General features: G+C 73.3%; 25 protein-coding genes. 12 read left to right on the top strand and 13 right to left on the bottom strand.

Annotation, left to right across the window (positions count from 1 at the left end; genetic code table 11):
• Positions 1-8 precede the first annotated feature (8 nt).
• The gene (locus ACZ4V6_RS00705; RefSeq protein WP_467821586.1) at positions 9-647 is read right to left on the bottom strand and encodes an ATP-binding protein; all 639 of its coding nucleotides are present in this window, start codon (positions 645-647) and stop codon (positions 9-11) included.
• Positions 648-861: 214 nt separating this feature from the next.
• Between ACZ4V6_RS00705 and ACZ4V6_RS00700 the strand changes: the two genes are divergently transcribed.
• The 3 genes from ACZ4V6_RS00700 (at position 862) to ACZ4V6_RS00690 (ending at position 2,309) form a co-directional block, all read left to right on the top strand.
• On the top strand, positions 862-1,710 hold the full coding sequence (locus tag ACZ4V6_RS00700) for a helix-turn-helix domain-containing protein (RefSeq protein ID WP_467821585.1): 849 nt from the start codon (positions 862-864) through the stop codon (positions 1,708-1,710).
• The gene (locus ACZ4V6_RS00695; RefSeq protein WP_467821584.1) at positions 1,707-1,925 is read left to right on the top strand and encodes a DUF397 domain-containing protein; all 219 of its coding nucleotides are present in this window, start codon (positions 1,707-1,709) and stop codon (positions 1,923-1,925) included. Before ACZ4V6_RS00700 ends, ACZ4V6_RS00695 begins: the two co-directional genes overlap by 4 nt.
• A gap of 87 nt (positions 1,926-2,012) precedes the next feature.
• Positions 2,013-2,309 (top strand): DUF6247 family protein, encoded by a 297-nt coding sequence (locus ACZ4V6_RS00690; protein WP_467821583.1) that lies wholly within the window; start codon positions 2,013-2,015, stop codon positions 2,307-2,309.
• Between the two features lie 418 nt (positions 2,310-2,727).
• Here the strand turns inward: ACZ4V6_RS00690 and ACZ4V6_RS00685 are convergent, their stop codons facing one another.
• Positions 2,728-3,141 carry a hypothetical protein gene (locus ACZ4V6_RS00685; protein WP_467821582.1) on the bottom strand — a complete coding sequence of 138 codons (414 nt, stop codon included), beginning with the start codon at positions 3,139-3,141 and terminating at the stop codon, positions 2,728-2,730.
• A gap of 395 nt (positions 3,142-3,536) precedes the next feature.
• Here ACZ4V6_RS00685 and ACZ4V6_RS00680 point away from each other — a divergent pair, with 395 nt between their 5' ends.
• On the top strand, positions 3,537-4,751 hold the full coding sequence (locus tag ACZ4V6_RS00680; RefSeq protein WP_467821581.1) for a glycosyltransferase: 1,215 nt from the start codon (positions 3,537-3,539) through the stop codon (positions 4,749-4,751).
• Between the two features lie 115 nt (positions 4,752-4,866).
• On the opposite strand, the gene ACZ4V6_RS00675 is transcribed toward ACZ4V6_RS00680, so the two are convergent.
• The 3 genes from ACZ4V6_RS00675 to ACZ4V6_RS00665 form a co-directional block, all read right to left on the bottom strand.
• On the bottom strand, positions 4,867-5,244 hold the full coding sequence (locus ACZ4V6_RS00675; RefSeq protein WP_467821580.1) for a nuclear transport factor 2 family protein: 378 nt from the start codon (positions 5,242-5,244) through the stop codon (positions 4,867-4,869).
• A gap of 78 nt (positions 5,245-5,322) precedes the next feature.
• Positions 5,323-6,141: an SAM-dependent methyltransferase gene (locus ACZ4V6_RS00670; RefSeq protein WP_467821579.1), complete on the bottom strand. Its 819-nt coding sequence runs from the start codon at positions 6,139-6,141 to the stop codon at positions 5,323-5,325.
• Between the two features lie 401 nt (positions 6,142-6,542).
• The gene (locus ACZ4V6_RS00665) at positions 6,543-6,968 is read right to left on the bottom strand and encodes a cytidine/deoxycytidylate deaminase family protein (RefSeq protein WP_467821578.1); all 426 of its coding nucleotides are present in this window, start codon (positions 6,966-6,968) and stop codon (positions 6,543-6,545) included.
• A 764-nt stretch (positions 6,969-7,732) separates the two neighbouring features.
• Between ACZ4V6_RS00665 and ACZ4V6_RS00660 the strand changes: the two genes are divergently transcribed.
• Genes ACZ4V6_RS00660 through ACZ4V6_RS00635 form a run of 6 tightly spaced genes read left to right on the top strand, consistent with a single transcriptional unit; the run spans position 7,733 to position 13,065 of the window.
• The gene (locus ACZ4V6_RS00660) at positions 7,733-9,238 is read left to right on the top strand and encodes an ATP-binding protein (protein ID WP_467821577.1); all 1,506 of its coding nucleotides are present in this window, start codon (positions 7,733-7,735) and stop codon (positions 9,236-9,238) included.
• A 2-nt stretch (positions 9,239-9,240) separates the two neighbouring features.
• On the top strand, positions 9,241-9,663 hold the full coding sequence (locus ACZ4V6_RS00655; RefSeq protein WP_467821576.1) for a roadblock/LC7 domain-containing protein: 423 nt from the start codon (positions 9,241-9,243) through the stop codon (positions 9,661-9,663).
• Complete coding sequence (locus ACZ4V6_RS00650) at positions 9,660-10,013, top strand: DUF742 domain-containing protein (RefSeq protein WP_467821575.1); 354 nt, start codon at positions 9,660-9,662, stop codon at positions 10,011-10,013. Before ACZ4V6_RS00655 ends, ACZ4V6_RS00650 begins: the two co-directional genes overlap by 4 nt.
• Positions 9,991-10,611 carry a GTP-binding protein gene (locus ACZ4V6_RS00645; RefSeq protein WP_467821574.1) on the top strand — a complete coding sequence of 207 codons (621 nt, stop codon included), beginning with the start codon at positions 9,991-9,993 and terminating at the stop codon, positions 10,609-10,611. Before ACZ4V6_RS00650 ends, ACZ4V6_RS00645 begins: the two co-directional genes overlap by 23 nt.
• Positions 10,608-11,828, top strand: coding sequence for a cytochrome P450 (locus ACZ4V6_RS00640; RefSeq protein ID WP_467821573.1), 1,221 nt, complete (start codon positions 10,608-10,610; stop codon positions 11,826-11,828). Before ACZ4V6_RS00645 ends, ACZ4V6_RS00640 begins: the two co-directional genes overlap by 4 nt.
• A gap of 10 nt (positions 11,829-11,838) precedes the next feature.
• Positions 11,839-13,065, top strand: coding sequence for a cytochrome P450 family protein (locus ACZ4V6_RS00635; protein ID WP_467821572.1), 1,227 nt, complete (start codon positions 11,839-11,841; stop codon positions 13,063-13,065).
• A gap of 58 nt (positions 13,066-13,123) precedes the next feature.
• Here ACZ4V6_RS00635 and ACZ4V6_RS00630 read toward each other — a convergent pair whose 3' ends face one another.
• Entirely contained in the window at positions 13,124-13,594 is a 471-nt protein-coding gene (locus tag ACZ4V6_RS00630; protein WP_467821571.1) for a carboxymuconolactone decarboxylase family protein, read from the bottom strand.
• Between the two features lie 233 nt (positions 13,595-13,827).
• On the opposite strand from ACZ4V6_RS00630, the gene ACZ4V6_RS00625 reads away from it, so the two are divergent.
• On the top strand, positions 13,828-14,130 hold the full coding sequence (locus ACZ4V6_RS00625) for a hypothetical protein (RefSeq protein ID WP_467821570.1): 303 nt from the start codon (positions 13,828-13,830) through the stop codon (positions 14,128-14,130).
• Between the two features lie 10 nt (positions 14,131-14,140).
• Here the strand turns inward: ACZ4V6_RS00625 and ACZ4V6_RS00620 are convergent, their stop codons facing one another.
• The 3 genes from ACZ4V6_RS00620 to ACZ4V6_RS00610 form a co-directional block, all read right to left on the bottom strand.
• Positions 14,141-14,500, bottom strand: coding sequence for a VOC family protein (locus tag ACZ4V6_RS00620; RefSeq protein ID WP_467821569.1), 360 nt, complete (start codon positions 14,498-14,500; stop codon positions 14,141-14,143).
• Between the two features lie 48 nt (positions 14,501-14,548).
• Positions 14,549-16,069, bottom strand: coding sequence for an MFS transporter (locus ACZ4V6_RS00615; RefSeq protein ID WP_467821568.1), 1,521 nt, complete (start codon positions 16,067-16,069; stop codon positions 14,549-14,551).
• A 129-nt stretch (positions 16,070-16,198) separates the two neighbouring features.
• Positions 16,199-17,572, bottom strand: a complete 1,374-nt coding sequence (locus ACZ4V6_RS00610) for a DUF445 domain-containing protein (protein WP_467821567.1) — start codon at positions 17,570-17,572, stop codon at positions 16,199-16,201.
• 198 nt (positions 17,573-17,770) lie between these two features.
• Between ACZ4V6_RS00610 and ACZ4V6_RS00605 the strand changes: the two genes are divergently transcribed.
• The gene (locus tag ACZ4V6_RS00605; RefSeq protein WP_467821566.1) at positions 17,771-19,135 is read left to right on the top strand and encodes an SGNH/GDSL hydrolase family protein; all 1,365 of its coding nucleotides are present in this window, start codon (positions 17,771-17,773) and stop codon (positions 19,133-19,135) included.
• Between the two features lie 123 nt (positions 19,136-19,258).
• On the opposite strand, the gene ACZ4V6_RS00600 is transcribed toward ACZ4V6_RS00605, so the two are convergent.
• Genes ACZ4V6_RS00600 through ACZ4V6_RS00585 form a run of 4 tightly spaced genes read right to left on the bottom strand, consistent with a single transcriptional unit; the run spans position 19,259 to position 22,795 of the window.
• Complete coding sequence (locus tag ACZ4V6_RS00600; RefSeq protein ID WP_467821565.1) at positions 19,259-20,089, bottom strand: DUF1707 SHOCT-like domain-containing protein; 831 nt, start codon at positions 20,087-20,089, stop codon at positions 19,259-19,261.
• 33 nt (positions 20,090-20,122) lie between these two features.
• Positions 20,123-21,118, bottom strand: a complete 996-nt coding sequence (locus ACZ4V6_RS00595) for an ABC transporter ATP-binding protein (protein ID WP_467821564.1) — start codon at positions 21,116-21,118, stop codon at positions 20,123-20,125.
• A gap of 5 nt (positions 21,119-21,123) precedes the next feature.
• On the bottom strand, positions 21,124-21,996 hold the full coding sequence (locus ACZ4V6_RS00590; RefSeq protein WP_467821563.1) for an ABC transporter permease: 873 nt from the start codon (positions 21,994-21,996) through the stop codon (positions 21,124-21,126).
• A complete protein-coding gene (locus tag ACZ4V6_RS00585; protein ID WP_467821562.1) occupies positions 21,989-22,795 on the bottom strand; it encodes an ABC transporter permease in 807 nt (268 codons plus the stop codon). The genes ACZ4V6_RS00590 and ACZ4V6_RS00585 overlap by 8 nt, the downstream gene beginning before the upstream one ends.
• Positions 22,796-22,934 lie beyond the last annotated feature (139 nt).

Here is a 22,934-nt window from a genome sequence, read left to right as displayed (position 1 = left end):
ACCGCGGCTCACCAGCGCGCCTCGAAGACCTCGGCCTCGAACCGCACCTGGGCACGGTCCAGTACGTCGTCCGCGTCGCGGCCGTGCGCGCTGAGCCAGTGGAGGAGGTCGGTGATCACGCAGATCGCCGCCTCCTCCCCCTCGGTGACGCCGAGCCTGCCGCGCCGCGGTCCGGACCTGGCTCCATGGGCACCGTACAGACCGATCATCGCCTCGACCCGGGTCGTCCTGAGACAGCCGTCATGTCCGCTCACCGGCGGCAGCCCCGTGGCGAGTTCGCACCAGGTGATCTTCCGTTCGGCATCGAGCTGGACACCCCATCGGTCCGTGACCGCCCCGACGAGCGCCATTCCGCGGCCCCCTTCCGACTCGGAGTCCGCGGCCACGAGCCTGGGCAGGGCGTGGGTGTCGGGGTCGTGGACCTCGATGCGCAGGGAGGCGCCGTCCAGCCGGATCACCAGCGTCGTCGGGGTGCCGGCGCCCACGTGGGTGATGACGTTGGCCACGAGTTCGCTCACGCAGAGCTGTGCCTCGTCCACGAGGTCCCATAGTCCCCACGCTCCGAGACGCGCCCGCACGTCGCGTCGCAGCCCCGCCACCTCCTCCTCCAGAGCGGTGAACTCCACAACCCACGACGGCTGCGTCATGCATGCAGTTGGGATCACTCCCGACCTCCCACACTCGTGGGCCCGTGCAGACGCCGGTGCGCCGCTCCGGTACCGCACCGGTCGTCCTGCCTGCCAGCATGGCCGGCGCGCATCCCGCCGTGCAATGTGCACGGAGAGAATCCCACCTTCGGGTGATTGGCGGAGGGAGCTCTTGGCACGGAGACTGAACGCCGTTCGGACGAAGGGGGCCCAGATGGCCGGATCACCGACGGCACGCCGCCGTCGCCTCTCCATCGAACTGAAGAAGCTGCGGGAGAAGAACTCACTGACCTGCGCCCAGGTGGGGTCGGCTCTCGACTGGAGCGGTTCCAAGGTCAATCGCATGGAGACCGGCAGCGGGCGCGTCCAACCGTCCGACGTGGAAGCGCTGTGTCGCTTCTACGAGACCACCGACGAGCTGCGGGAGTTCCTCAAGTCGTTGGCTCGACAGGCGAAGACGCGGGGCTGGTGGCAGGTCCACGGGTCGGGAGTACCCGAGTGGTTCTCCATCTACATCGGCCTCGAACAGGACGCGTCGACGCTCCGCCAGTACCAGTGCGAAGTCCTGCCCGGACTCCTGCAGACGGAGCCCTACGCCCACGAACTCCACACCTGTGGCTCCTCCATGTCCCCCGAGGACATCGACCGGGCCGTACGAGTGAGGCTGGAACGTCAGGCGATGCTCAGCGGTTCCGGGGCCCCGGACTGCTGGTTCGTCGTGAGCGAGGGCGCCGTGCGCAGGGTCATCGGCGACCGGGCGTTGATGCGGAACCAGCTGGAGCACGTACTGGAGGCCGTGGAGCGGCCGAGCGTGACCCTCCAGGTGCTTCCCTTCGACGCCGGCACCTGCCCCACGACGGGACCGTTCACCATTCTGGGGTTCCCCGACCCGGAAGACCCCGACATGGTGTACCGCGACGGCATCACCGATGCGATGTACTTGGAAGGGGAACCCCATGTCCGTGAGTACACCCGGGCGTTCGACGAGCTGCGGGCCTCGGCCCTGAGCCCGCGACGGACCCTTGAGTTGATCAGAGACGTTGTGAAGGAACACGCGCAGTGAACAGTGATCCCGACGGTGCCGAGCCCTCGTGCACGTGGGTCAAGTCCTCCTACAGCAATGGCGCGGGGGGAGAGTGCGTCGAGTGCGCCCGTGTCGACGACCTGGTGCTCGTGCGCGACACGAAGGTCGGCGACCAGGTGGTCACCGAGGTGGGGGCGCAGGCATGGCGCGCCTTCACACGCGCGATGGGTCGAGGCTGGCCGAAGGCTCGATGACGCGTGAGGCGACGGACCGAGCCCGCGGCGCGTGGCGGTCTGTAGGAGACTCCAACCAGTACCGAGGAGACCGAGGAGCGGATGATCGTGAGCGCACAGCACGCGGAGACCGGAAGTTCTGCACCGCTGCCGTTGAAGACCATCGGTGACATAAGAGCTGCTCTGCGTTCCGGGCATGGTTTTCCTGGTGACAAGGAGAGCTTCGAGGCCGACCTGCAGCGTGCGCTCGAGTCGTCGACGGAGACGGACCTCAAGGCCGTGGCCGCGGTGATCGTCGACTACCGGGGCAGGATCCGTCTCTATCAGGACCCGGACTTCGACGTCGCCGTCCAAGAGGGAATCGATCTGGTGACGCGCTTGAAGCGGGAGGCGCGAGGCGAGTGACCGGTGTCATCGCTGTCGTGACGGCGCGAGCGGCTCAACGGGCGAAAGATCTCGGCGCGGAGCAGGCGGTAGAAGCCCTGCGGCGGGAACTGGAGCTGGTTCCTCGGCTCGGAGTGCTGCTGGGTCCCCGCCGGGAGGATGGCATAGAAGTACGCAAGACGAGGATCGAGCCGTCGGACGACGTACCGGGGCTCGCGGTGGCGTACGTATACACATCGACGCCTCCGCCTCCGACGGTTGCGATCACGTCGGTGACTCCGGACGACGGAACTCCCGAGTAGCTCTGCGAGCCTCATGACGCGGGGCGCGTCCCGCCCGGTCGTCGGCCTGCCCCTCGTTCCCGCCCTCGACGACCGTCAGGTCCGTGCGCCCACCGGCGTACGGGTCGGTCGCGCCGACGGGAACGTTCTGCGCCGCCTCAGCGGGTTCCGCGGCGCAGGCTCCGCAGGAGGAGTGGCACCGACAACAGGAGCAGGGCTCCTTCGACGGCCAGGCTGACCAGTCCGAGGGGTTCCGTCCAGTTGCCGACGTCATCGCTGTAGTCGGGCAGTCCCGGGCCCCTCGAAAGGAGGTAGCCCAGCAGGGGGCCGGCGGCGACCCCGGCGGCCAGCAGCCATCCCCATCGGACGAGGCCGACGAGGAGCAGCACGGCGGTGACCACAGCCACGATCTCCAGCACGTGGTAGGCGACGCCGACGTAGTAGGGGTCTCTCGTCGTCGTGAGGCCGCCCTGGTCCACGACGTGGATGGCGGCCACCGCGAGACACAGCAGAGCTCCCGCCCACCTGGCCGCCCAGGTGGCTTCCGGCCTCGTCGCGGTGTGGTGTGACATCCGGCTGCACTTTTCCTTCCTCGGAAAGGCGTGCCTGCCGTGCCGCGGTCCCGTCCTCCCGGCCGGTCCCCGAACCGGCAGCGCACCGTTTCTCGTTCCAGCCTCGGCGGAGGGCCGGCCGCCGTCGCCTCCGACGACGCAGACGAGCGACAGGGGGAGCGGCGCCGTCGGTGAGCCGGTGCCTCGCCGGAAGGGCCGGCGGACCCGGAGGACCGGTTGGCAGGCGATGCCCGGTCCGGGCGCGGACACGGCCTTGCCGTCCCGCTCCGCGGAGGTCGGGCCGGGGCGCCGAGCGGCGACAGCACACCCGGCCCGGGGCACGGCGGTCGAGTGGCCCGGGGAGCCCCGTGGCGGGCGACGGTGGCCGGGGGGTGTGCGCGGAGGAGAATCGCTCCATGCGCATTCTGATCGTCACCGCCGGTTCACGGGGAGATGTCGCGCCCTACACGGGCCTGGGGCGGCGCCTGCTGGAGGCGGGGCATCAGGTCGCCGTGGCCGCTCATCCGTCCTTCGAGGCGCTCGTCGGCGGGTGCGGCCTCGACCACCGGCCCGTGCCGGGAGACCCTCAGGGGCTGATCCGGGACTGGGGCCGGGCGACGTCGCGGGAGGAGACCCGGGCCCTGACGAGGACGTACGCGGACGGGCTCGCCGACGGAGTGGCGGAGGCCGTGGCGGGCGGAGCCGACCTGCTGCTCACGGCCTTCGGTCCGGCACCGCTCAGCCGGACGGCCGGCGAGGCGTTCGGCGTCCCCGTCATCGGCACCTACCTCGTACCGGCGTTCGCCACCAGACGGTTTCCGCTGCCCAACGCACGGAGCGCCGACGGCCTGGGGCCGGAGGACAACCTCGCCGCGGGCCGGGAGGTGCTGAGGCGCGCGCAGGGGGTCTTCGCGGGCGCCGTCACCCGGCTGCGCGTCCGCCTCGGGCTGCCCGCGGACGCGCCCTCGGCGCCGGTGGGCGTCCGGCCGGTCGTCCACGGCTTCAGCCCGCTGGTGGTGCCGCGCCCCGAGGACTGGCCGGCCTGGGCCGAGGTGGCGGGTTACTGGTGGCCCGCGCGGCCGGACGGCTGGCGGCCCCCGGCCGGGCTGGTCGATTTCCTCCGGGCCGGTCCGCTCCCGGTGTTCGTCGGGTTCGGCAGTATGGCGGTGGGGCAGGGGGAACGGCTCAGTGAGCTGGTGGCCGCGGCGGTGAAGCGGGCGGGCGTGCGCGCGGTGGTACAGGCGGGGTGGGCCGGTCTGGGCGGCTGCGGCTCCGACGTCCTGGCCGTCGGCGACGTCCCGCACGACTGGCTGTTCCCCCGCGTCGCCGCCGTCGTCCACCACGCCGGGGCGGGCACCACGGCGGCCGGACTGCGCGCCGGCGTGCCCGCGGTGCCCGTTCCCGTCATGGCCGACCAGCCGTTCTGGGCGTCCCGGCTGTGCGAGCTGGGAGTCGCTCCGCGGTCCGTGCCGTTCCAGGAACTCACGGCCGAGGTCCTCGGCGACGCGATCACGGCCTGCCTGTCCGAGCCGGCCCACCGTCGCCGCGCGGCCGGACTCGCCCGCGGGATCGCCGCGGAGGACGGCGCCGCCGCGGTGCTCGCCCACGTCGGCTCGCAGAGCGCGGGGTGAGGCCGCGTCGCCGTGCTGCCGCGTCGGGCCGCCCGGGGCGCCCTGCCGCCGTCGGGGAGCGGACGGCCGTGGGTGCGCGCCGCCGGAGGGGAGGGCGGTGCCGGATCGGGATCGCTCAGGTAGCGGACGGCTCGATCTCCCCCACGAAGACGATCACCTGGTCGATGAGGCTCCGCCGCAGGTGGACGACGTCCGTTCCCGCCAGGCGGGGGCCTCCGTCCGGCGTGGTGAAGGCCCACTGGTACCGGGCCCACTCGTCGGGCATGTCCACCGCCGAGCAGCGCACCATCGTGCCGGGCCCCGCCGGGTGGCACCGGATGTCCCGCACGAACTGCTCGACCGCCTCGATCCCCTCCCTGCGGCCCAACGGCCCCCAGAAGACCACGTCCGAGGTCAACGCCTGGGAGAGCAGCGCAGTCACGTAGCTGTCGTCCGAGGCGTTGAACGCGGAGAGGAACGTGTCGATCGCGGACCGCGCTGTCTCTTCCTGCATACCCCAGTCATACCAGCCGCTTCGCGGTACGTGCTCCGGCGGAACGGCGTTCCGCCGGAGCACGTGCCGCGCCCCGTCTCACGGCTTGCGGCCGACCCCGCAGTAGGCGTCGACGGGGCCGGTGGCCGGGGCGTCGGGGTCCGGGCGCCAGGACGGGACCCGGGTGATGCCGGGGGCGACCAGGTCGAGGCCGTCGAAGAAACCGGCGATCTCCTCGACGCTGCGCACGTGGTACGGCGTCGCGCCGCTGGCGTTGTAGGCGTTCGACGCGGCGACCATGCCCTCGCTGGTGGCGGTGCTGTCGCTGATGACCAGGTGGCTGCCCGACGGGAGGCCGTCCATCAGGCGGCGTACCAGGTCGCGGGCCTGCTCGTGGTCGGCGACGTGGCCGAGGGTGTTGAGGATGATCAGGGCGACCGGCCGGGAGAGGTCGAGGGTGCCGGAGGCGGCTTCCAGGACGCTTTCGGGGGCGTGAAGGTCGGCGTCCAGGTAGGCGGTGCGGCCCTCGGGGGTGCTGGTGAGCAGGGCGTTGGCGTGGGCCAGCACGATGGGGTCGTTGTCGACGTACACGATGCGGGCGTCGGGGGCCTCGCGCTGGGCCACTTCGTGGGTGTTGTCGGCGGTGGGCAGGCCGGTGCCGATGTCCAGGAACTGGCGGATGCCCTGTTCCCGGACGAGGTGGCGGACGGCGCGTCCCAGGAAGAGCCGGCTGGTGAGGGCTACGTCGACGAGGCCGGGGAAGATCTCCTTGATCTGGTCCCCGATCTCCCGGTCGACCTCGTAGTTGTCCTTGCCGCCGACGAAGTAGTTCCAGAAGCGGGCCGAGTGCGGCGTGGAGGTGTCGATCCTGGCCCGTATCTCCGCGCTCGCGGCGACCTGGGAGGTGGTGTCTGACACGGCAGAGTCTCCTACGGGGTTGGCGTGGGCGATCAGAGCACCAACCTAGTGCGGACTCCGTCCGCCGGGCGTCAACTCCCTTCGCCGATCGCCCGGTTCGCGCCGAGCGGGGTGAGCGTCCGGTGGGGTCGCCGGCCCCGCGCCCGCCCCGCCGGCACCGGGTCCGCGGCCGGGAGGTCCGCCTGGTCGCACCACCGCCGTCATGACCGCGCCCATGACGACGGACCCGGCACACCGGCCACCCGTCTCGAAGAGGTCGCCGGCATGCCCGGGTCCCCGGCCCCGGCCACGCGGGACAAGCCGGGCCCGGTCGGTGCGGTACCGATGCGGGGCGGGGGGCGGCCCGGCGCGGGAAGGCCGTCGGCGGCCCCCCGGCCCGCCGGGCACGGGCGGGAAGGGTTTCAGGAGGACGCCTCCGCGGTGTCCGCCTCGAGCTGGTGGTCGGCCCAGACGTACGTCTCCGGCAGCAGGTCGGTGACGGGGACCGCCCGGGTGTGGGCGGCCGTGCCGACGATGACCTCCAGGTCGGGGAAGTAGTCGGCGAGGACCTGCCGGCACCGGCCGCACGGGGGGACGATGCCCCGGTCGCGGTCGCCCACGGCGACGATCGTGTCCAGCTCGTAGGCGCCCTGGGCGGCTGCCGTGCCGACGACGACCAGTTCGGCGCAGGGGCCGCCGGTGAAGTGGTAGGCGTTCACCGCGGTGATGATCCGGCCGTCCCGGGCGCGGGCCGCGGCCGCCATGGTGTGGTTGTCGCCGCGGCAGCGCGTGCGGGCGACGTCGGCCGCGGCCCGGATCAGTTCGTGGTCGACGGGGCGGGTCGTCACGGTGGGGTCTCCTACGGGGTGGCGTGGACGATCGGGGCACCAACCTAGTGCCGCCGATGTCCGCGCACCGTGAGAAGGGGTGGCTGCGCGAGCAGTCCGGGCCGGGGCCGCGGCGGGGCGGGGTTCACGTCGAGGGGGACGGCGCCGGATCTCCCGTACGGGAAGCCGGCCGCGTCCGGCCACCCGGTTAGCAGGACGCCGGGCCGGGATCCAACCCCTTTCCGGCCAAAGGAAGTTGGGCATCAACCGCGCATTTTTCGCCTCATTCCCCCGGGGTCGCCGTTCCCTGGTCACCGGGCGGCCACGACGCGTGAGCACAAGCGGTATGGTCCCTGCCGAACGCCCTTGGCGGACGCGGCCGTCCAGGTGTTCGCAGGAACGAACCTGCGCTGCCGCGAGCCCGCTCCGCCGTCGGTCCGCCACGCGTGCAGGACCGCGCTCGTCCCCGGGAGATCCATGTCGCGCACCGTCACCGTCGTCAGCGTCGATGAGTCCTCGGCTCGTGGGGGCGTGACGGGGGCGCGGTCCCGGGTGGTACCGCGGGAGAGCGCCGGGGGCCGCCGCGTCCCTTTGCCGCAGGCCGGGAGGGGCCGGCTTTTTATGGCTTGTTGAGGCCCCCGGACGCCGTCGGGCGGCGTCGGCACGTTCCCGGCGGCCCGCGGCACCGGGCCGGCCCCCGCCGCGCCCGCCGGTCACCCCACCGCCCCCGGCCGGGACCGGCCCCCGCTCCCCCACCGACGGCTTCCCCCATCCGTGAGGACCCGATGACTGAACTGGTACTGACCGGCGCCGCGTTGCTCGCGGTGGCCGGGACCGGGGCCGCCTGGTACTTCCGGCGCGCACGCGACCAGGCCCGGCGCCAGACCGAGCTGCTGCGCCGGCACGCCGACCGGCTCACCCTGCAACTCCTGGCGGCCGAGCAGTGCGTGGGCCACTTCGCGACCACCGTCATCCCCGCGGCGGCCGCCCCCGGACGGGACGGCGCCGGCCGCAAGGGCGCCCTCACCGTCCCGCCGAACCTCGACGGCACCCCGCTCGCCGAGCGGCTGCGCGCCCTGCCCGGGGCGCTCGCCTCCGCGGTGGACGGGATACGGGCGCAGGAGCGGGCGGCGGCCGTCCGCACCGCCGACCAGCTCCGGCAGGAGACGGAACGGCAGATCGCGCAGGTGCGGCACGAGTCCGTGGGCGTGGCCCGGGCCGCCGTACGGGGCTTCGCCAACAACGTGGTGGCACGGGCGGCACGGCTCGGCCGGACCGTCAGCCAGGGGGTGCGGCGGCACATCTCGGACGAGGCGTACGCGACGCTCGTGGAGATCGACCACCTCACCCAGCAGATGCTGCTCACGGCGTCGGGGTACGCCGTGCTCGCCGGGGACAAGCTCTCGCGGCGCTGGCCCGCCACCTCGCTGACCGACATCGTGCGGGCGGCGATGGGCCGGATCGAGGGGTACGAGCGGATCAAGCACCCCGAGATGGGGTCCGTCGCGGTCGAGGGCCGCGCGGTGGAGGCGGTCGTGCACGCCCTCGCGGTGCTGCTGGACAACGCGCTGCGCTACTCCCCGCCCGCCGCCGGCGTCCACGTCTCCCTCGAACAGGGCCACCACGCGTGCTTCCTGATCGTGGACGACGCCGGGCTGCGCATGGACGACGAGCGGCTGCTGTGGGCGAGCGACGTGATGTCCGGCGAGCAGCGCGACGACATCACCCGTCTGGGCGCCCACCCCCAGACCGGGCTGCGCGTGGCGTCCCTGCTGGCGGAGAACTACGGCTTCCGGGTCGAGCTGACCGCGCCGAACATCTACCAGGGCACCCGGGCCATGATCGTGCTGCCGAAGAACCTGCTCGCCGTCCCCGGACCGGCCGCCCCCGCCGTCGCCTCGGCGCCGCCGGCCCCCGTGGCGCACACCGGGCCGCCCGCCGCGGCGCCCGCCCCCGCACCGGCCCTCGTGGCCGAACCGGCCCCGCAGCCCGTGGCCGCGGCCCCCGCGGCCGGGCCCGGACCGCAGGCCGCCCCCGCGGCCACCACCGCCAGCGGCCTGACCGTCCGCCGGCGCACCAAGGCTCCCGTCGCCGCGCGCCGCGCCGCCGCGCCCGCCGCCGACGCCGGGCCCGGCCGTCCCGCCGTCATCGCGGCCTGGGCGGAGGGCACCCGGCGCGGCCGGCTGGACGAGCCCGCCCCGACCCCCGCCGGAACCGACGCGGCGCACCGCACGGCGTCCGGGCCCGGCCCCGACGTCGCACCCGGCGCCGCACACGAAGAAGGACACTGATCGTGCGAGACACACACACCAACAGCCTGGGCTGGCTGCTCGACCAGGAACTCGGCACCGTCGAGGGCGTCCGCTACGCCGTGCTGATGAGCAGCGACGGCCTGCTGAAGGCCCGGACCGAGACGATCGGCCAGGACGACGGGGAGAAGTTCGCCGCGCTGACGGCGGCGCTGCGGGCCGCGGGCAAGGCGTGGGACGAGTTCACCGGCGGCCAGGGCATGCGCCAGCTGCTGATCGAGTCGGTCGGCTGCATCGGACTGACGACGACCGCCGCGAAGAACACCATGCTGTCGGTGTGCACCACCGGCCCGGACGCCGACGTCGGGCTGATCTCCCACCACATGGTGCGGCTCGCCACCCGGGTGGGGCACGAACTGAGCACCGCCGAGCGCGTGCCGGCCGCGGAAGGCGGCTGGCCGGCATGAGCGGGCCGCGGCGTGACCCCGACATGGTCAGGCCCTACGTCCGCACCGGCGGCCGGGTCCGCGCCCGCGCCGACGTGCGCCCGGAGAGCGTGCTCATCGCCGCGACCGGGCCCACGGACGCCCTCGGCCCGGACGCACGCCGGGTGATGCGCCTGTTCGCCGGCGCGGAGGGGGGTCTGGCCGTCGCCGACATCGCCGCCGCGCTGGAGCTGCCGCCCTCCACGGTGCGCATCCTCGTCTCCTCGCTGATGGACTCCGGCCACCTGGCCCGCCCGGTCGCCGCGAGCGACCACCAGCCCGAACCCGACCTGTTGCAGGAGGTACTGCGTGGACTGCGCTCCATGGTCTGACCCGCCCGTCGCCTACGTCCCGGCCACGGTGACGCGGTCGGCCAAGATCGTGGTCGCGGGGGGTTTCGGCGTCGGCAAGACGACGCTGATCGGCAGCGTCTCGGAGGTGAGGCCCCTGCGGATGGAGGAACCCATCACGCAGGCCAGCGTGGGCGTGGACGACCTGCGGGGCACCCCGCACAAGACGACGACCACCGTGGCGATGGACTTCGGCCGCATCCACATGGCCGGCGGACGCATCGCGCTGTACCTGTTCGGGCTGCCGGGGCAGGCCCGTTTCCAGCCGCTGTGGGAGGACCTGGCCGAGGGCGCGCTCGGCTGTCTCGTCCTGGCCGACACCCGCGACCTCGACGCCTCCCACGACGCCCTCGGTCTCCTGGACGGCGGCGGCATACCGTACGCCGTCGCCGTCAACGCCTTCCCCGGCGCCCCGGAGTACCCCGAGTCGGAGCTGCGCGAGGCCCTGGCCCTCGACCCCTTCACGCCGCTGACGACCTGCGACGCCCGCGACCGCACGTCCTCCCTGCACGCCCTGATCACGCTCACCGAGTACCTCTCCGAGCACCGCTCGGCCGCCCTCCTGGAGTCCCGCCGATGACGATGCCGCCCGCCGCGTCCGCGCCGACGAGCCCGCCGGGGCGGATCCCCCTGTACACCGAGGAGTTCGCGGCGGACCCGCACGCCGCCTACCGGCGCATGCGCCGCACCCACGGCCCCCTCGTCCCGGTCGACCTGGCGCCCGGCGTCCCGGCGACCCTGGTGATCGGCTACTACCAGGCCCGCCGCATCCTCAACGACCCGCTGCGCTTCCCCGCCGACCCCCGCGCGTGGGAGAAGCTGGTCCCGGCGTCCTGCCCGGTCAGGCCGATGATGGAGTGGCGTCCCAACGCGCTGCGTTCCGGCGGCGCCGAGCACGCCCGCTACCGCGGCGCGAACACCGCCGCGATCGGCGGGGTCGACCAGCACGGGCTGCGGGCCCTCGTCGAGAAGGTCGCCTCGGGCGCCATCGGCGACTTCCGCGGGCGGGGCGAGGCGGACCTGCTCTCCCAGTACGCGTTCCCGATCGCCTTCCGCGTCCTGAGCGCGCTGCTGGGCTGCCCGGACGAGATCGGCGTGCGCATCGCCGACGGCATGGCGAAGATCTTCGACACCACCAACGCCGAGCAGGGCAACCGGATCCTCGGGCAGGCCGTCGCCGACCTGGTGGCCCTGCGCCGGCAGCAGCCCGGCGACGACATCACGTCCCGGCTGATCGCCCACTCCGCCCGGCTGAGCGACGAGGAGATGGGCCACCAGCTCGTCACGCTCTACGGCGCCGGGATCGAGCCGCTGACCAACCTGATCGGCAACACGGTGCTGAAGATCCTCACCGACGAGGAGTTCTCCGCCGACCTGCACGCCGGGCTGTCCACGGTGCGCGATGCGCTCGACACCGTCCTCTACACCGACCCGCCCATGGCGAACTACTGCATCTCGTACCCCCCGTACCCGGTCGACGTGGACGGGGTGCTCCTGCCCGCCGACCAGCCGGTCGTGATCTCCATGGCGGCCGCCAACAACGACCCGGTCCTCACCGAGGGCGTGCCCGGGGGCGGTCACACGGGCAACCGCGCCCATCTGGCCTGGAGCACCGGCCCGCACACCTGCCCCGCCCGCTCGCACGCGTACCTCATCGCGGAGACCGCGGTCACCCACCTCCTCGACGCGCTGCCGGAGACGGAGCTCGCCGTCCCCGTCGCCGGACTCGTCTGGCGCCCCGGCCCGTTCCACCGTGCCCTGGAATCCCTGCCCGTCACCTTCCCCGCCGCCCCCTAAGGAGTCCGCCATGGCCGACCAGCAGTCTCCCCTCGTCCTCGACCCCGCCGGCGCCGACCACCACGCCGAGCACCGCGCCCTGCGCGCCCGCGGTCCGGCCACCCGGGTGGACGTGCTCGGCGTGGAGGCCTGGTCGGTCTCCGACCCCGTCCTGCTCAAGCAGCTGCTCACCAGCCCCGACGTCTCCAAGGACGCCCGGGCGCACTGGCCCGCCTTCGGGCAGGTGGTCGGCACGTGGCCGCTCGCCCTGTGGGTGGCGGTGGAGAACATGTTCACCGCGTACGGCCCCGACCACCGCAAGCTGCGCCGCCTGGTGGCGCCCGCCTTCAGCTCCCGCCGCATAGCCCACATGCGGCCGGCCGTCGAGGGCGTGGTGGCCCGGCTCGTCGACCGTCTCGCGGGCCTGCCCGCGGGCGAGCCGGTCGACCTGCGCCAGGAGCTGGCCTACCCGCTGCCCATCGCGGTGATCGGCCACCTCATGGGCGTGCCCGAGAGCCGGCGGGAGGGCTTCCGGGCCCTCGTGGACGGCGTCTTCGACACCACGCTGAGCCAGGAGGAGGCCCAGGCCAACACCGCCCGGCTGTACGAGACCCTGGACCGGCTCATCGCCGACAAGCGCAGCGCCCCCGGCGACGACATGACGTCCCTGCTCATCTCCGCGCGGGACGACGAGAGCGACGGCGCGGGCCTGACGCACGAGGAGCTGCGCGACACGCTGCTGCTGATGATCAGCGCCGGCTACGAGACCACCGTCAACGTCATCGACCAGGCCGTCCACACCCTGCTGACCCGCCCCGACCAGCTCGAACTGGTCCGCGAGGGCACCGTCACCTGGGACGACGTCGTCGAGGAGACGCTGCGCCACGAACCGGCGGTCAAGCACCTGCCGCTGCGGTACGCCGTCACGGACATCCCCCTGCCCGACGGGCGGACCATCGCCCGCGGCGAGGCGATCCTCGCGTCCTACGCCGCCGCCAACCGCCACCCCGACTGGCACGACGACGCCGACACGTTCGACGCGGCCCGCACGGTCAAGGACCACCTGGCGTTCGGGTACGGCGTCCACTTCTGCCTCGGCGCGCCCCTCGCCCGCATGGAGGTCGCCCTCGCGCTCCGGAGCCTCTTCGAGAGCTTCCCCGGCATCCGGCTCGCCGAGCCCTCGGCCGGGCTCGGGGCCGTGCCCTCCCTGATCAGCAACGGCCACCAGCGGCTCCCGGTCCTGCTGCACGCCGGCTGACCGGCGGGGCGGCCCGCCCCGGTGCGCCGGGGCGGGCCGTCGGCGTTCCGCGGGGGCGTCAGCCGAACATGCCCGGCTCGTAGTCGCCCGCCGGCTGCCGGGTGATGACGTTCACCCGGTTGTACAGGTTGATCACGGCGATCAGTCCGACCAGCGCCGCCAGCTGGTCCTCGTCGTAGTGCTTCGCCGCTTCGGCCCAGGCCTCGTCGGTGACGCCGCCGCCGTCGGCGACGCGGGTGCCCTGCTCGGTCAGCTCCAGGGCGGCGCGCTCGGCGTCGGTGAAGACCTTGGCCTCCCGCCAGGCGGCGACCAGGTTGAGGCGCAGCGAGGTCTCCCCCGCCTTCGCGGCGTCCTTGGTGTGCATGTCGAGGCAGAAGCCGCAGCCGTTGATCTGGCTGGCGCGGATCTTCACCAGTTCCTGGGTGGCGGCCGGCAGCGTGGAGTCCGCCAGGGCCTTGCCCGCCGCGTTGATGTGCCGGATGAGCTTGCCCGCGACCGGGTTGGCGAAGAGGTTGAGGCGAGCGTCCATGGTGGGTCCTCCGTCGTTGTCGTCGGCCGTGGGCCGTTGCCGTATCGCGTTACACAGCTACGACGGATCGCGGGCGTGCGGTGTGACAGGCCGGCCGCCGAGAACGACGTGACCTGCGTCACGGTCTTTCCGGTGCGGCCGGCCGTGCGCCCCGGCACGGCTGCCGTGCCGGGCGGGGATTAGCCTCGGGTCCGAGAAGACGGAGAGAAGCAGCAGGAGAGCAGGAGGCAGACATGGCGAAGGTTCCCAGCGCGGTGGTCGCGGCGGGCGGTCTCGTCGGCGGGTACGGCGTGGCCCGCTGGAGCGGGAAGCGGCAGCTCGGCGGAGCCGTGCTCGCCGTCGCCGGGGCCGCCGCCGCGCAGCAGTGGCGCGAGCGGGCCGGCGGGAAGGCCGCCGGGGCGCTGACGGCCGCGTACGTCGCCGGTTTCGCCGGGTCCCACCCGCTGGCCAGGAAGGTGGGCGCCTGGCCCGCCGTGTTCGGCGTCGCCGGCGCCGTCGCGCTGGCGTCCTGGGCGGTCGCCGACCGGCGGGCCTGACCCCGTCGGCCTAGGAGCGGTGCGTCAGCACGTTCACGACGCGCCCGCTCGGGTCCCGCACGAAGAAGCGCCGTACGCCCCACTCCTCGTCGCGCAGCTCCCGTACGATCTCCGCGCCCGACGCGACGACCCGGGCGTGGACCGCGTCGACGTCCTCGACCTCCACGCTCAGGTCGGGGACGACGGGCCCGGTGCGCTCCCCGGTGAAGAAGCTGATCTGGGCGGTGGGGACGGACGGCGAGGCCAGGGTCGCCACCCAGCCCATGTCCATGACCTCCTCGAAGCCCAGCAGGCCGTAGAAGTCGCGGCCGGAGGCCATCTCCTCCTCGGATCCGGCGTGGATGTTGGGGACGATCCTGCGGACGGTCATCGAAGGCTCCTCGCGGTCGGTCGGGCCGGGGGACGTCCGGCCCGGACTCTACGCCGTCGCGGTGCCCGCGCCCGGGGTCTCCCTCGTCCCCGCGCCCGCCCCCGCGGCCGACAGCGGCTCCGCGATGTCCTCCAGGGAACGGCGTTCCGCCTTCACCGCGAGGAAGGCCGCCACCAGGCCGGCCGCGCACATCAGCCCGGCGCCGATCTGGAAGGCGAGCACCGTGTCGCCGACCACGCCGGACTCCGTGAGGTCGGCGAAGAGCAGCGGGCCGCTGATGCCGCCGGCGGCCGTGCCGAGGGCGTAGAAGAAGGCGATGGCCATCGCCCGGGTCTCCATGGGGAAGATCTCGGAGACGGTCAGGTACGCGCTGGAGGCGCCCGCGGAGGCGAAGAACAGCACCACGCACCAGCAGGCCGTCATCGTGTTCGCCGTCAGCGAGCCCCGGTCGAAGAGCCACGCCGTGACGAACAGCAGGACACCGGACAGCAGGTACGTGCCCGAGATCATGATCCGGCGGCCGACCGTGTCGAACAGCTTGCCCAGCAGCAGCGGGCCGAGGAAGTTGCCGGCGGCGATGACGGCGAAGTAGTAGCCGGTGTGGCCGGTCGGCACGTCGAAGAAGGTGATGAGGATGGTGCCGAAGCCGAAGGTGATGGCGTTGTAGAGGAACGCCTGGCCGATGAAGAGCGACAGGCCGAGGACCGCGCGGCGGGGGTACTTGCCGAAGACCGTCCTGGCGATCATGCCGAAGCCGATGTTCTTGCGCTGGTGGATGGTGATCTCACCGGCCGGCCGCGGCAGCGGCTTCCCCTTCTCCCGCTCGATCTCCCTCTCGACGGAGGAGACGAGTTCCTCGGCGTCGTCGCCGTAGCCGTGGATGAACTGCCAGCGCGGACTCTCCGGGACGTGCCGGCGCACCAGCAGGATGACCAGGCCGAGGACCACGCCGAGGGCGAAGCTGAGCCGCCAGCCGAGGTCCTTGGGGAAGATGTCGGTGTCCAGCATGACGATGGACAGCAGGGAACCGCCGATGGCGCCCAGCCAGTAGCTGCCGTTGATGATCAGGTCGACCCGGCCCCGGTACGTGGACGGGATCAGTTCGTCGATCGCCGAGTTGATCGCCGCGTACTCGCCGCCGATGCCGAAGCCGGTGAGGAAGCGGAACAGGAAGAACCACCAGGACTCGAAGGACACCGCGGTCAGCGCGGTCGCCGCCAGGTACACGACCAGCGTCACCATGAACAGCTTCTTGCGGCCGTGGCGGTCGGTCAGCCAGCCGAAGAACAGGGCGCCCGAGCAGGCGCCGGCCACGTAGAGGGCGGCGGCCAGGCCGGTGATCTGGGCGGAGCTGATGTCCAGGCCGCTGCCGTCCTCGGCGATCCGGCCGGCCACGTTGCCGACGATCGTGACCTCCAGGCCGTCCAGGATCCAGACGGTGCCCAGGCCGATCACGATCATCCAGTGCCACCGGGACCAGGGCAGCCGGTCGAGGCGTGCGGGGACCGCCGTGGTGACGGTTCCCGTGGAGGCCGGCACGGAGTCCGGTGACGACGATTCCGCTGGCATGGCTCCCTCTCCCTTGAGGACCGTGGGACGACGACGCCCGGGCCACCGGTGCCGTGCGGCGCCGTCGGACCGAGCGATCGCAACCCGTGTGCCCGCGACCGCGGCGGACAAGCCAGGCCGGTCGGGGGGCTACGCCCCCAGCATGCGGGAGACCGTGTAGATCAGCAGCCCGGCCAGCGAGCCGACCACCGTGCCGTTGATCCGGATGAACTGCAGGTCCCGGCCGATGTGCGCCTCGATCTTCCTCGTGGTGTGCTCGGCGTCCCAGCCCGCCACCGTGTCGGTGATCAGCGACGTGATCTCCCGCCGGTAGGTGGTCACGACGTACACCGCGGCGCCCTCCACCCACGAGTCGACCTTGCCCTGCAGCTTCGGGTCGGAGGCCATCCGCGCCCCCAGCGACAGCAGCGACGCCCGCACCCGCAGCCGCAGCTCGCTGCGCTCGTCCTCCGCCGCCGAGACGATCATGGACCGTACGGCGGTCCAGGCGGACGCGATCAGGTCCTGCACCTCCCCGCGGCCCAGCACCTCCGTCTTCAGCCGCTCCACGCGCGCCCGGGTCTCGGTGTCGGACTGCAGGTCGGAGGCGAAGTCGGTGAGGAAGCGGTCGAGGGCGCCGCGCGCGGGGTGGGCGGGCATGTCGCGCATCTCGGTGACGAAGCGCAGCAGCTCCTTGTAGACGCGCTCGCCGACCTTCCGGTCCACGAACCGGGGCGTCCATCCGGGTGCCCCGCCCTGCACGGCGTCCATCACGCTGTCGCCGTGCAGCACCAGCCAGTCGTGGGCGCGGGAGACGATCAGGTCGACGGCCCGCCGGTGCCCTCCGTCGGCGACGACCCGGTCCAGCATCTTGCCGATGCCCGGGGCGATCTCCTGCGCGTCGGCCCGCCGGGTGACGGCCTCGCCGACCACCGCCTGCACGTCGGAGTCCCGCAGCACGGTCAGCGCGCCGCGCAGGGCGGCCGACAGCTCGGCCGTCACCCGGTCGGCGTGCTCGGGCACCGCCAGCCAGGCACCGAGCCGGCTGCCGATGCCGACGGCGCGCAGCCGCCCGCGCACGACGTCCTCGGAGAGGAAGTTCTCGCCGACGAACTCGCCCAGCGAGACGCCCAGCTGGTCCTTCTTCTTCGGGATGATCGCGGTGTGCGGGATGGGCAGCCCGAGGGGGTGGCGGAAGAGCGCGGTGACCGCGAACCAGTCGGCGAGCGCGCCGACCATGCCGGCCTCGGCGGCGGCGGACACGTAGCCCGCCCAGGCGCCCGCGCCCCGGTGGGAGGCCCACTCGGCCAGGACGTAGACCACCGCCACGAACAGCAGCAGGCCGGTGGCGGTGAGCTTCATGCGGCGCACGCCGCGCCGCTTCTCCTCGTCGGCCGGGCTGAACGCCGTCATCGCCCGGTCGCGGACGGCGCCGGCAGACGCGGAGGGCGGGCCCTCACCCTCCCCGACGCCCTCCCCGCCACCCGCAGGACCCTTCGGACGTTCTGCCCTCGTGCGTGCCATCCGCTCCACCGTTCGACGATCCGTCCCGCACCCATTGTCCCTTCCTGACCGGCTCCCGGAACGGAACACGGGTTCCCGGCGTCCGACGGGAACGGGGAAGGCCGGGAAGTCGCACGGCCTTCCCCCGGCCCATGCCGCATCATGGCCTCGTCGGACCGGAGCCTCGAAGCTCCCCTCGCCCGAGGAGAACAACACAGCATGACCCGGGGTCATGACGAAGACCCGGCGACGCCTGCCCGCAGGCACCGCGCCCTGCCGGCCGCGGTCGTCGCCCTGACAGTGGCGATCTCCGCCGCCCTGTACGCCACCGTGGCCTCCGACGACGGCGTCCGCGACCGCACGCCGCTCACCGGCGGCCGGCTCCCGCACAACGACGCCGCGCCCGCCTCCACCGGCATCTGGGTCGGCGCCTGGTCCGCCTCGCCCGCCGGCCCGGAACCGGGCACCGCGGCACAGGGCACGGCCGGCCGTTCGGTGCGCAACGTCGTGCACGCCGCCGTCGGCGGCACCGGCGCCCGGATCACCCTGTCCAACCTGTACGGCCGGTCGCCGCTGACCGTCACCCACGCGTCCGTCGCCCTGGCCGCCGGCGACGGCACCGCCGCCGCGGTCGCCGGCAGCATGCGCCGGCTCACCTTCGGCGGCAGCCCCCGGGTCGTCGTCCCGGCGGGCGGGCAGGTGACGAGCGACGCCGCCCGCATCGCCGTCCCCCGCGGCGGCGACGTCCTGATCACCACCTACTCCCCCGTGCCCTCCGGCCCCGTCACCTACCACCCGCAGGCACTGCAGACCAGCTACGTCGCCGAGGGCGACCGCGCCGAGGACGTCACCGCCGCCGCGTACACGGGCAGGACCTCCTACTGGCGCTACGTGACCGCGCTGGACGTGCTCAGCCACGAGGCCGTGGGCACCGTCGTCGCGCTCGGCGACTCGATCACCGACGGCGCCCACTCCACCGCGGACGCCAACCGCCGCTGGACCGACGTCCTCGCCGAACGGCTGCGCGCGGCGGCCGCGGCCGGGCGGAACGTGCCCCGCTACAGCGTCGTCAACCAGGGCATCAGCGGCAACCGCCTGCTCACCGGCAGGCAGGGCACGCCCCCCGCCAACCCCAGCGCGCTGTCCCGGTTCCCCCGGGACGTCCTGGGCCGCACCAACGCCAAGGCGGTCGTCGTCGCCATCGGCGTCAACGACGTCCTGCACAGCCCGGAACTCGCCGACCGGGACTCGGTCCTCGCGGGGCTGCGCACGCTGGTCGACATGGCCCACGCCCGCGGGCTCAAGGTCATCGGCGCGACCGTGACGCCGTTCGGCGGGTACGGCGGCTACACCGACGCCCGCGAGAGCATGCGGCAGGAGATCAACGAGGAGATCCGCGAGGGGCGGGTGTTCGACGCGGTCGTCGACTTCGACGCGGCACTGCGCGATCCCCACGACCCACGGCGGCTGCGCGCGGAGTACGACTGCGGGGACCACCTGCACCCCAACGACAGGGGCTACGCGCGGATGGCCGCGGAACTGGACCTGAACGACCTGAGGAACACGACCCCGGCGATGCTGTGACCGCCCGGCCCCCCGGCCGCGGGCGGTCGTGCCGCCGAGGCGGCACGGGTGGGCGCCGGCGGCGGCACCCCCTCCGGGGGAGGCACCCGGCAGCGCCGGGCCGCGCACCCGCCCCGCCGCGGCTCAGCCGTCGTCGCGGCGCCCCTCACGCCGCTCGTCCCGGCGTTCGCGCCGCTCGTCGCGGTGTTCACGCATCAGCCCCCGATGCCCCTCCAGCATCCTGCGATGCGCCTCCTCCACGTCCTCCCGGAACGAGGCGTGCAGCTCCCGCCGCGCGGCCTTCCGCTCCAGCTTCTCCCGGCGCCGCTCCTCCTTCAGCCGCAGCCGCTCCGCCCGCGTCACCTTGCGCTCCACGCCGACCCCGCCCCAGAAGGCGAAGCCCGTGACGATCACACGCGGCGCCCCCGGCTCGGCGGGGACGCCCTCCTCACGGTGGTCGAAACCGCCCATGATCCCGATGCCGCGCACGATCACCTCGACGCCGGGCGGCACGATCACGTTCATGCCCCCCATGATCGCGACACAGTTGATCACGACCTCGCCGTCCGCGAAGTTCGCCTCCCGCAGGTCGAGCTCGCCGCCGCCCCAGAAGGCGAAGGAGTTGAACCGCTTCGGCACCGTCCAGCGGCCCTTGCGCTCGAAGCCGGACATCACGGCGACCGCCGACGCCGACGACCCCTCGCCGCCGGTGATCCGCCCCGCCCAGCCCCCGCCCCCCGCGGGCTCCTTGGTCATCGACACCCGGGGCGCCGGCGCCACGACGCCCTCCCCGGCCGGCAGGTCCCGCGTGATCGGAGCCAGCTCCCCGTACGTCCGCGCACGGTAGGTGGCGTCCAGCCGCTCCTCGAACTCGCCCATGTCCAGGCGGCCTTCGGCGAGGGCGTCCCGCAGGACCTCGGCGACTCGTTCGCGGTCGGCGTCGGATGCACGGAGCTCCGGGGCGTCGTCAGTCATGGACAGCAGCCTACGAGCTCGCCCCGCCGGGCACTACGCGCTCGTCCGTTCCGCATAGATCCTGGCGATCACCGCTTCGATGTCCGGCTCCCGCACCGAGAGGTCCACCAGCGGGTACCGGGCCGCGACGTCCGCCACCAGCCCCGCGGCCGACGCCGAGGCGGGGAACGCCAGCCACTGCCGCGGCCCCTCCACCCGCACCACCCGCGCCGGCGCCGGCGCCTCGATCGGCGGCACCTCCCGCTCCAGGTCCACCACCAGGGTCCGCTCGCCCTCCCCCGCCTCGTGCAGTCCGGCCAGCGGGCCGTCGTACATCAGCCGCCCGTGGTCGATCACCATCACCCGGGAACACAACTGCTCGATGTCCTGCAGGTCGTGCGTGGTCAGCAGCACCGTCGTACCGCGCTCCGCGTTCAACTCCCGCAGGAAACCCCGCACCTTGGCCTTCGACACCACGTCCAGACCGATCGTCGGCTCGTCCAGGTACAGCACGTCCGGGTCGTGCAGCAGCGCCGCCGCGATGTCGCCGCGCATCCGCTGCCCCAGCGACAGCTGCCGCACCGGCACGTCCAGCAGCGCGCCGAGCTGGAGGAGGTCCACGCAGCGCTCCAGGTTCGCCCGGTAACGCGCGTCCGGGATCCGGTACATGCGGTGCATCAGCCGGTAGGAGTCGATCAGCGGCAGGTCCCACCACAGCGTCGTCCGCTGCCCGAACACCACCCCGATGCGGTGCGCCAGCCGCGTCCGCTCCCGCGACGGGTCGATGCCCGCCACCCGCAGCCGCCCGCCGCTGGGCGTCAGGATGCCGGTGAGCATCTTGATCGTCGTCGACTTCCCGGCACCGTTCGGGCCGATGTAGCCGACCACCTCGCCCCGCGCCACGGTGAACGACAGCCCGTCCACCGCCCGCACCTCGCGCCGCTCCCGCTTGAGGAAACCGGTCCTCCTGCGCACGTCGAAGACCTTCTCGACGCCCTCCAGCTCGATGAAGCCCGCCCCGGGCCCCCCGGTGCCGCCACTGGTGTCCATCCGCGTCAACTCCCTGTGCTCCGGTACGAACGAAGTCCCGCCCGCCACGCCAGCCCTGCGAGCGCGCAGCAGGCCACGGCCACCAGCGGCGACGTGAACGCCACCCACCCGGGCAGCCCCAGCGGATACGGCCGCCCCAGCACGTGGCTCGCCGGCAGCCAGTTCACGAACGCCAGCGGCACCACGAACGTCACCCCCCGCACCAGCTCCTGCGCGAACACCGTCGGCGGGTACTGCAGCATCGTCGTACCGCCGTAGGTGAAGGCGTTCGACACCTCCGAGGCGTCCTGCGCCACGAACTGGAACGCCCCCGCCGCCACGAACACCGCGCAGAAGATCCCCGCGCCGCTGAGCAGCATCACCGGCATCAGCAGCAGCTTCGCCGCCGTCCAGTCGATGTCCAGCACCACCAGCGCGTAGCCCAGCACCAGCGCGCCCTGCGTCACCCGGCCCACCCGGCGCAGCGCGAACCGGTCCGCGGCCACCTGCGCCAGCACCGGCACCGGACGCACCAGCAGCGTGTCCAGCGTGCCGTCCCGCACCCGCCGCCCCAGCCGCTCCATCGAGCCGACCGTCAGATCGGCCAGCCCGAAGGAGACACCGGACAGCCCGTAGAGGAACGCCACCTCGGGCAGCGCGTAGCCGCCCAGCGCGTCGACCCGGGAGAACATCATCAGGACCGCCACGAAGTCCAGCGCGGTCACCGCGAAGCTCGCCGACGCCGCCAGCGCGAAAGAGGCCCGGTACGCCATCGTCGACCGGATCCACATCCCCGCGATCAGCCCGTAGGCCCGCAGCCCCGCGACGGCCCGGCCGCCCCGGCCCGCCCACGCCTGCGCGTCCGCGTCCGCCTCCGCGTCCACCACCGTCTCAGCCACCCTGCACCACCACCCGCCGCGTCGCCGCCGACTGCACCAGCCGCCCCACCGCCAGCAACGCCACCGCCCACCCCGCCTGGAAGGCGAAGGTCCCCACCGGATCCGCCTCCCCCAGCAGCACATCGGCCGGCGCCTGGAGCAGCGACGACCACGGAAGCGCCCGTACGACCTCGCCGAGAGCGCCCGGGAACACGTTCAGCGGCAGCAGCATCCCCGAGCAGAACGTCCCCGTGATCCACGCCATCTGCGCCACCCCGGTGCCGTCCAGCAGCCAGAACGCCGAGAGCGCCACCAGATAGCGCAGCGCGAAACCCACCACCATCGCCAGCCCCACCGCCACCAGGAACGCCAGCCACGCGGACACCTCCCGCGGCAGCGCCACCGGGAAGAACAGCGACCCGAACACGAACGGCACCACCCCGCGCCCCAGCAACTGGAACAGCGCCCGCCCCACGTCCGCCGCCAGCCACCACAGCTGGAGGTCGGCCGGCCGGTACAGATCGACGGCGATGTCACCCGAACGGATGCGCTCCATCAACTCGGCCTCGAAGCCGCCGCCACCGATCGCCAACGCCGCCAGCAGGGCCTGCCCCAGCCACACGAACGTGACCGCCTGCGCCTGGTCGTACCCACCGAGCTGCGGTTTCTCGTCCCACAGGGCCAGATAGGCGGAGACGAGGATCAGCCCGAAGACCGTGTTGGTGAACACACCCGCGGCGGTGGCCGCCCGGTACGTCGCGTACCGTCTGAATCCCCCCACCGCGACGGCCGCGTACAACCGTCCCGAGCCCACGCCCACAGCCCTCCACCTCCGCCCGACAGCAAAGCGCAGGAGCGTAGTACGACGGCGACGGGGAACGCCACGGAATTACCGGGCCACGGTTCGGACACCCGGACGACGGCATCCGTTTTCACGGGTGTGCCGCAGAGCGGGAACG

This window comes from Streptomyces sp. NPDC029152, from assembly GCF_055564355.1.
Note: the sequence above shows the minus strand (reverse complement) of the source record. Positions and strands in the feature narration are given on the sequence as shown.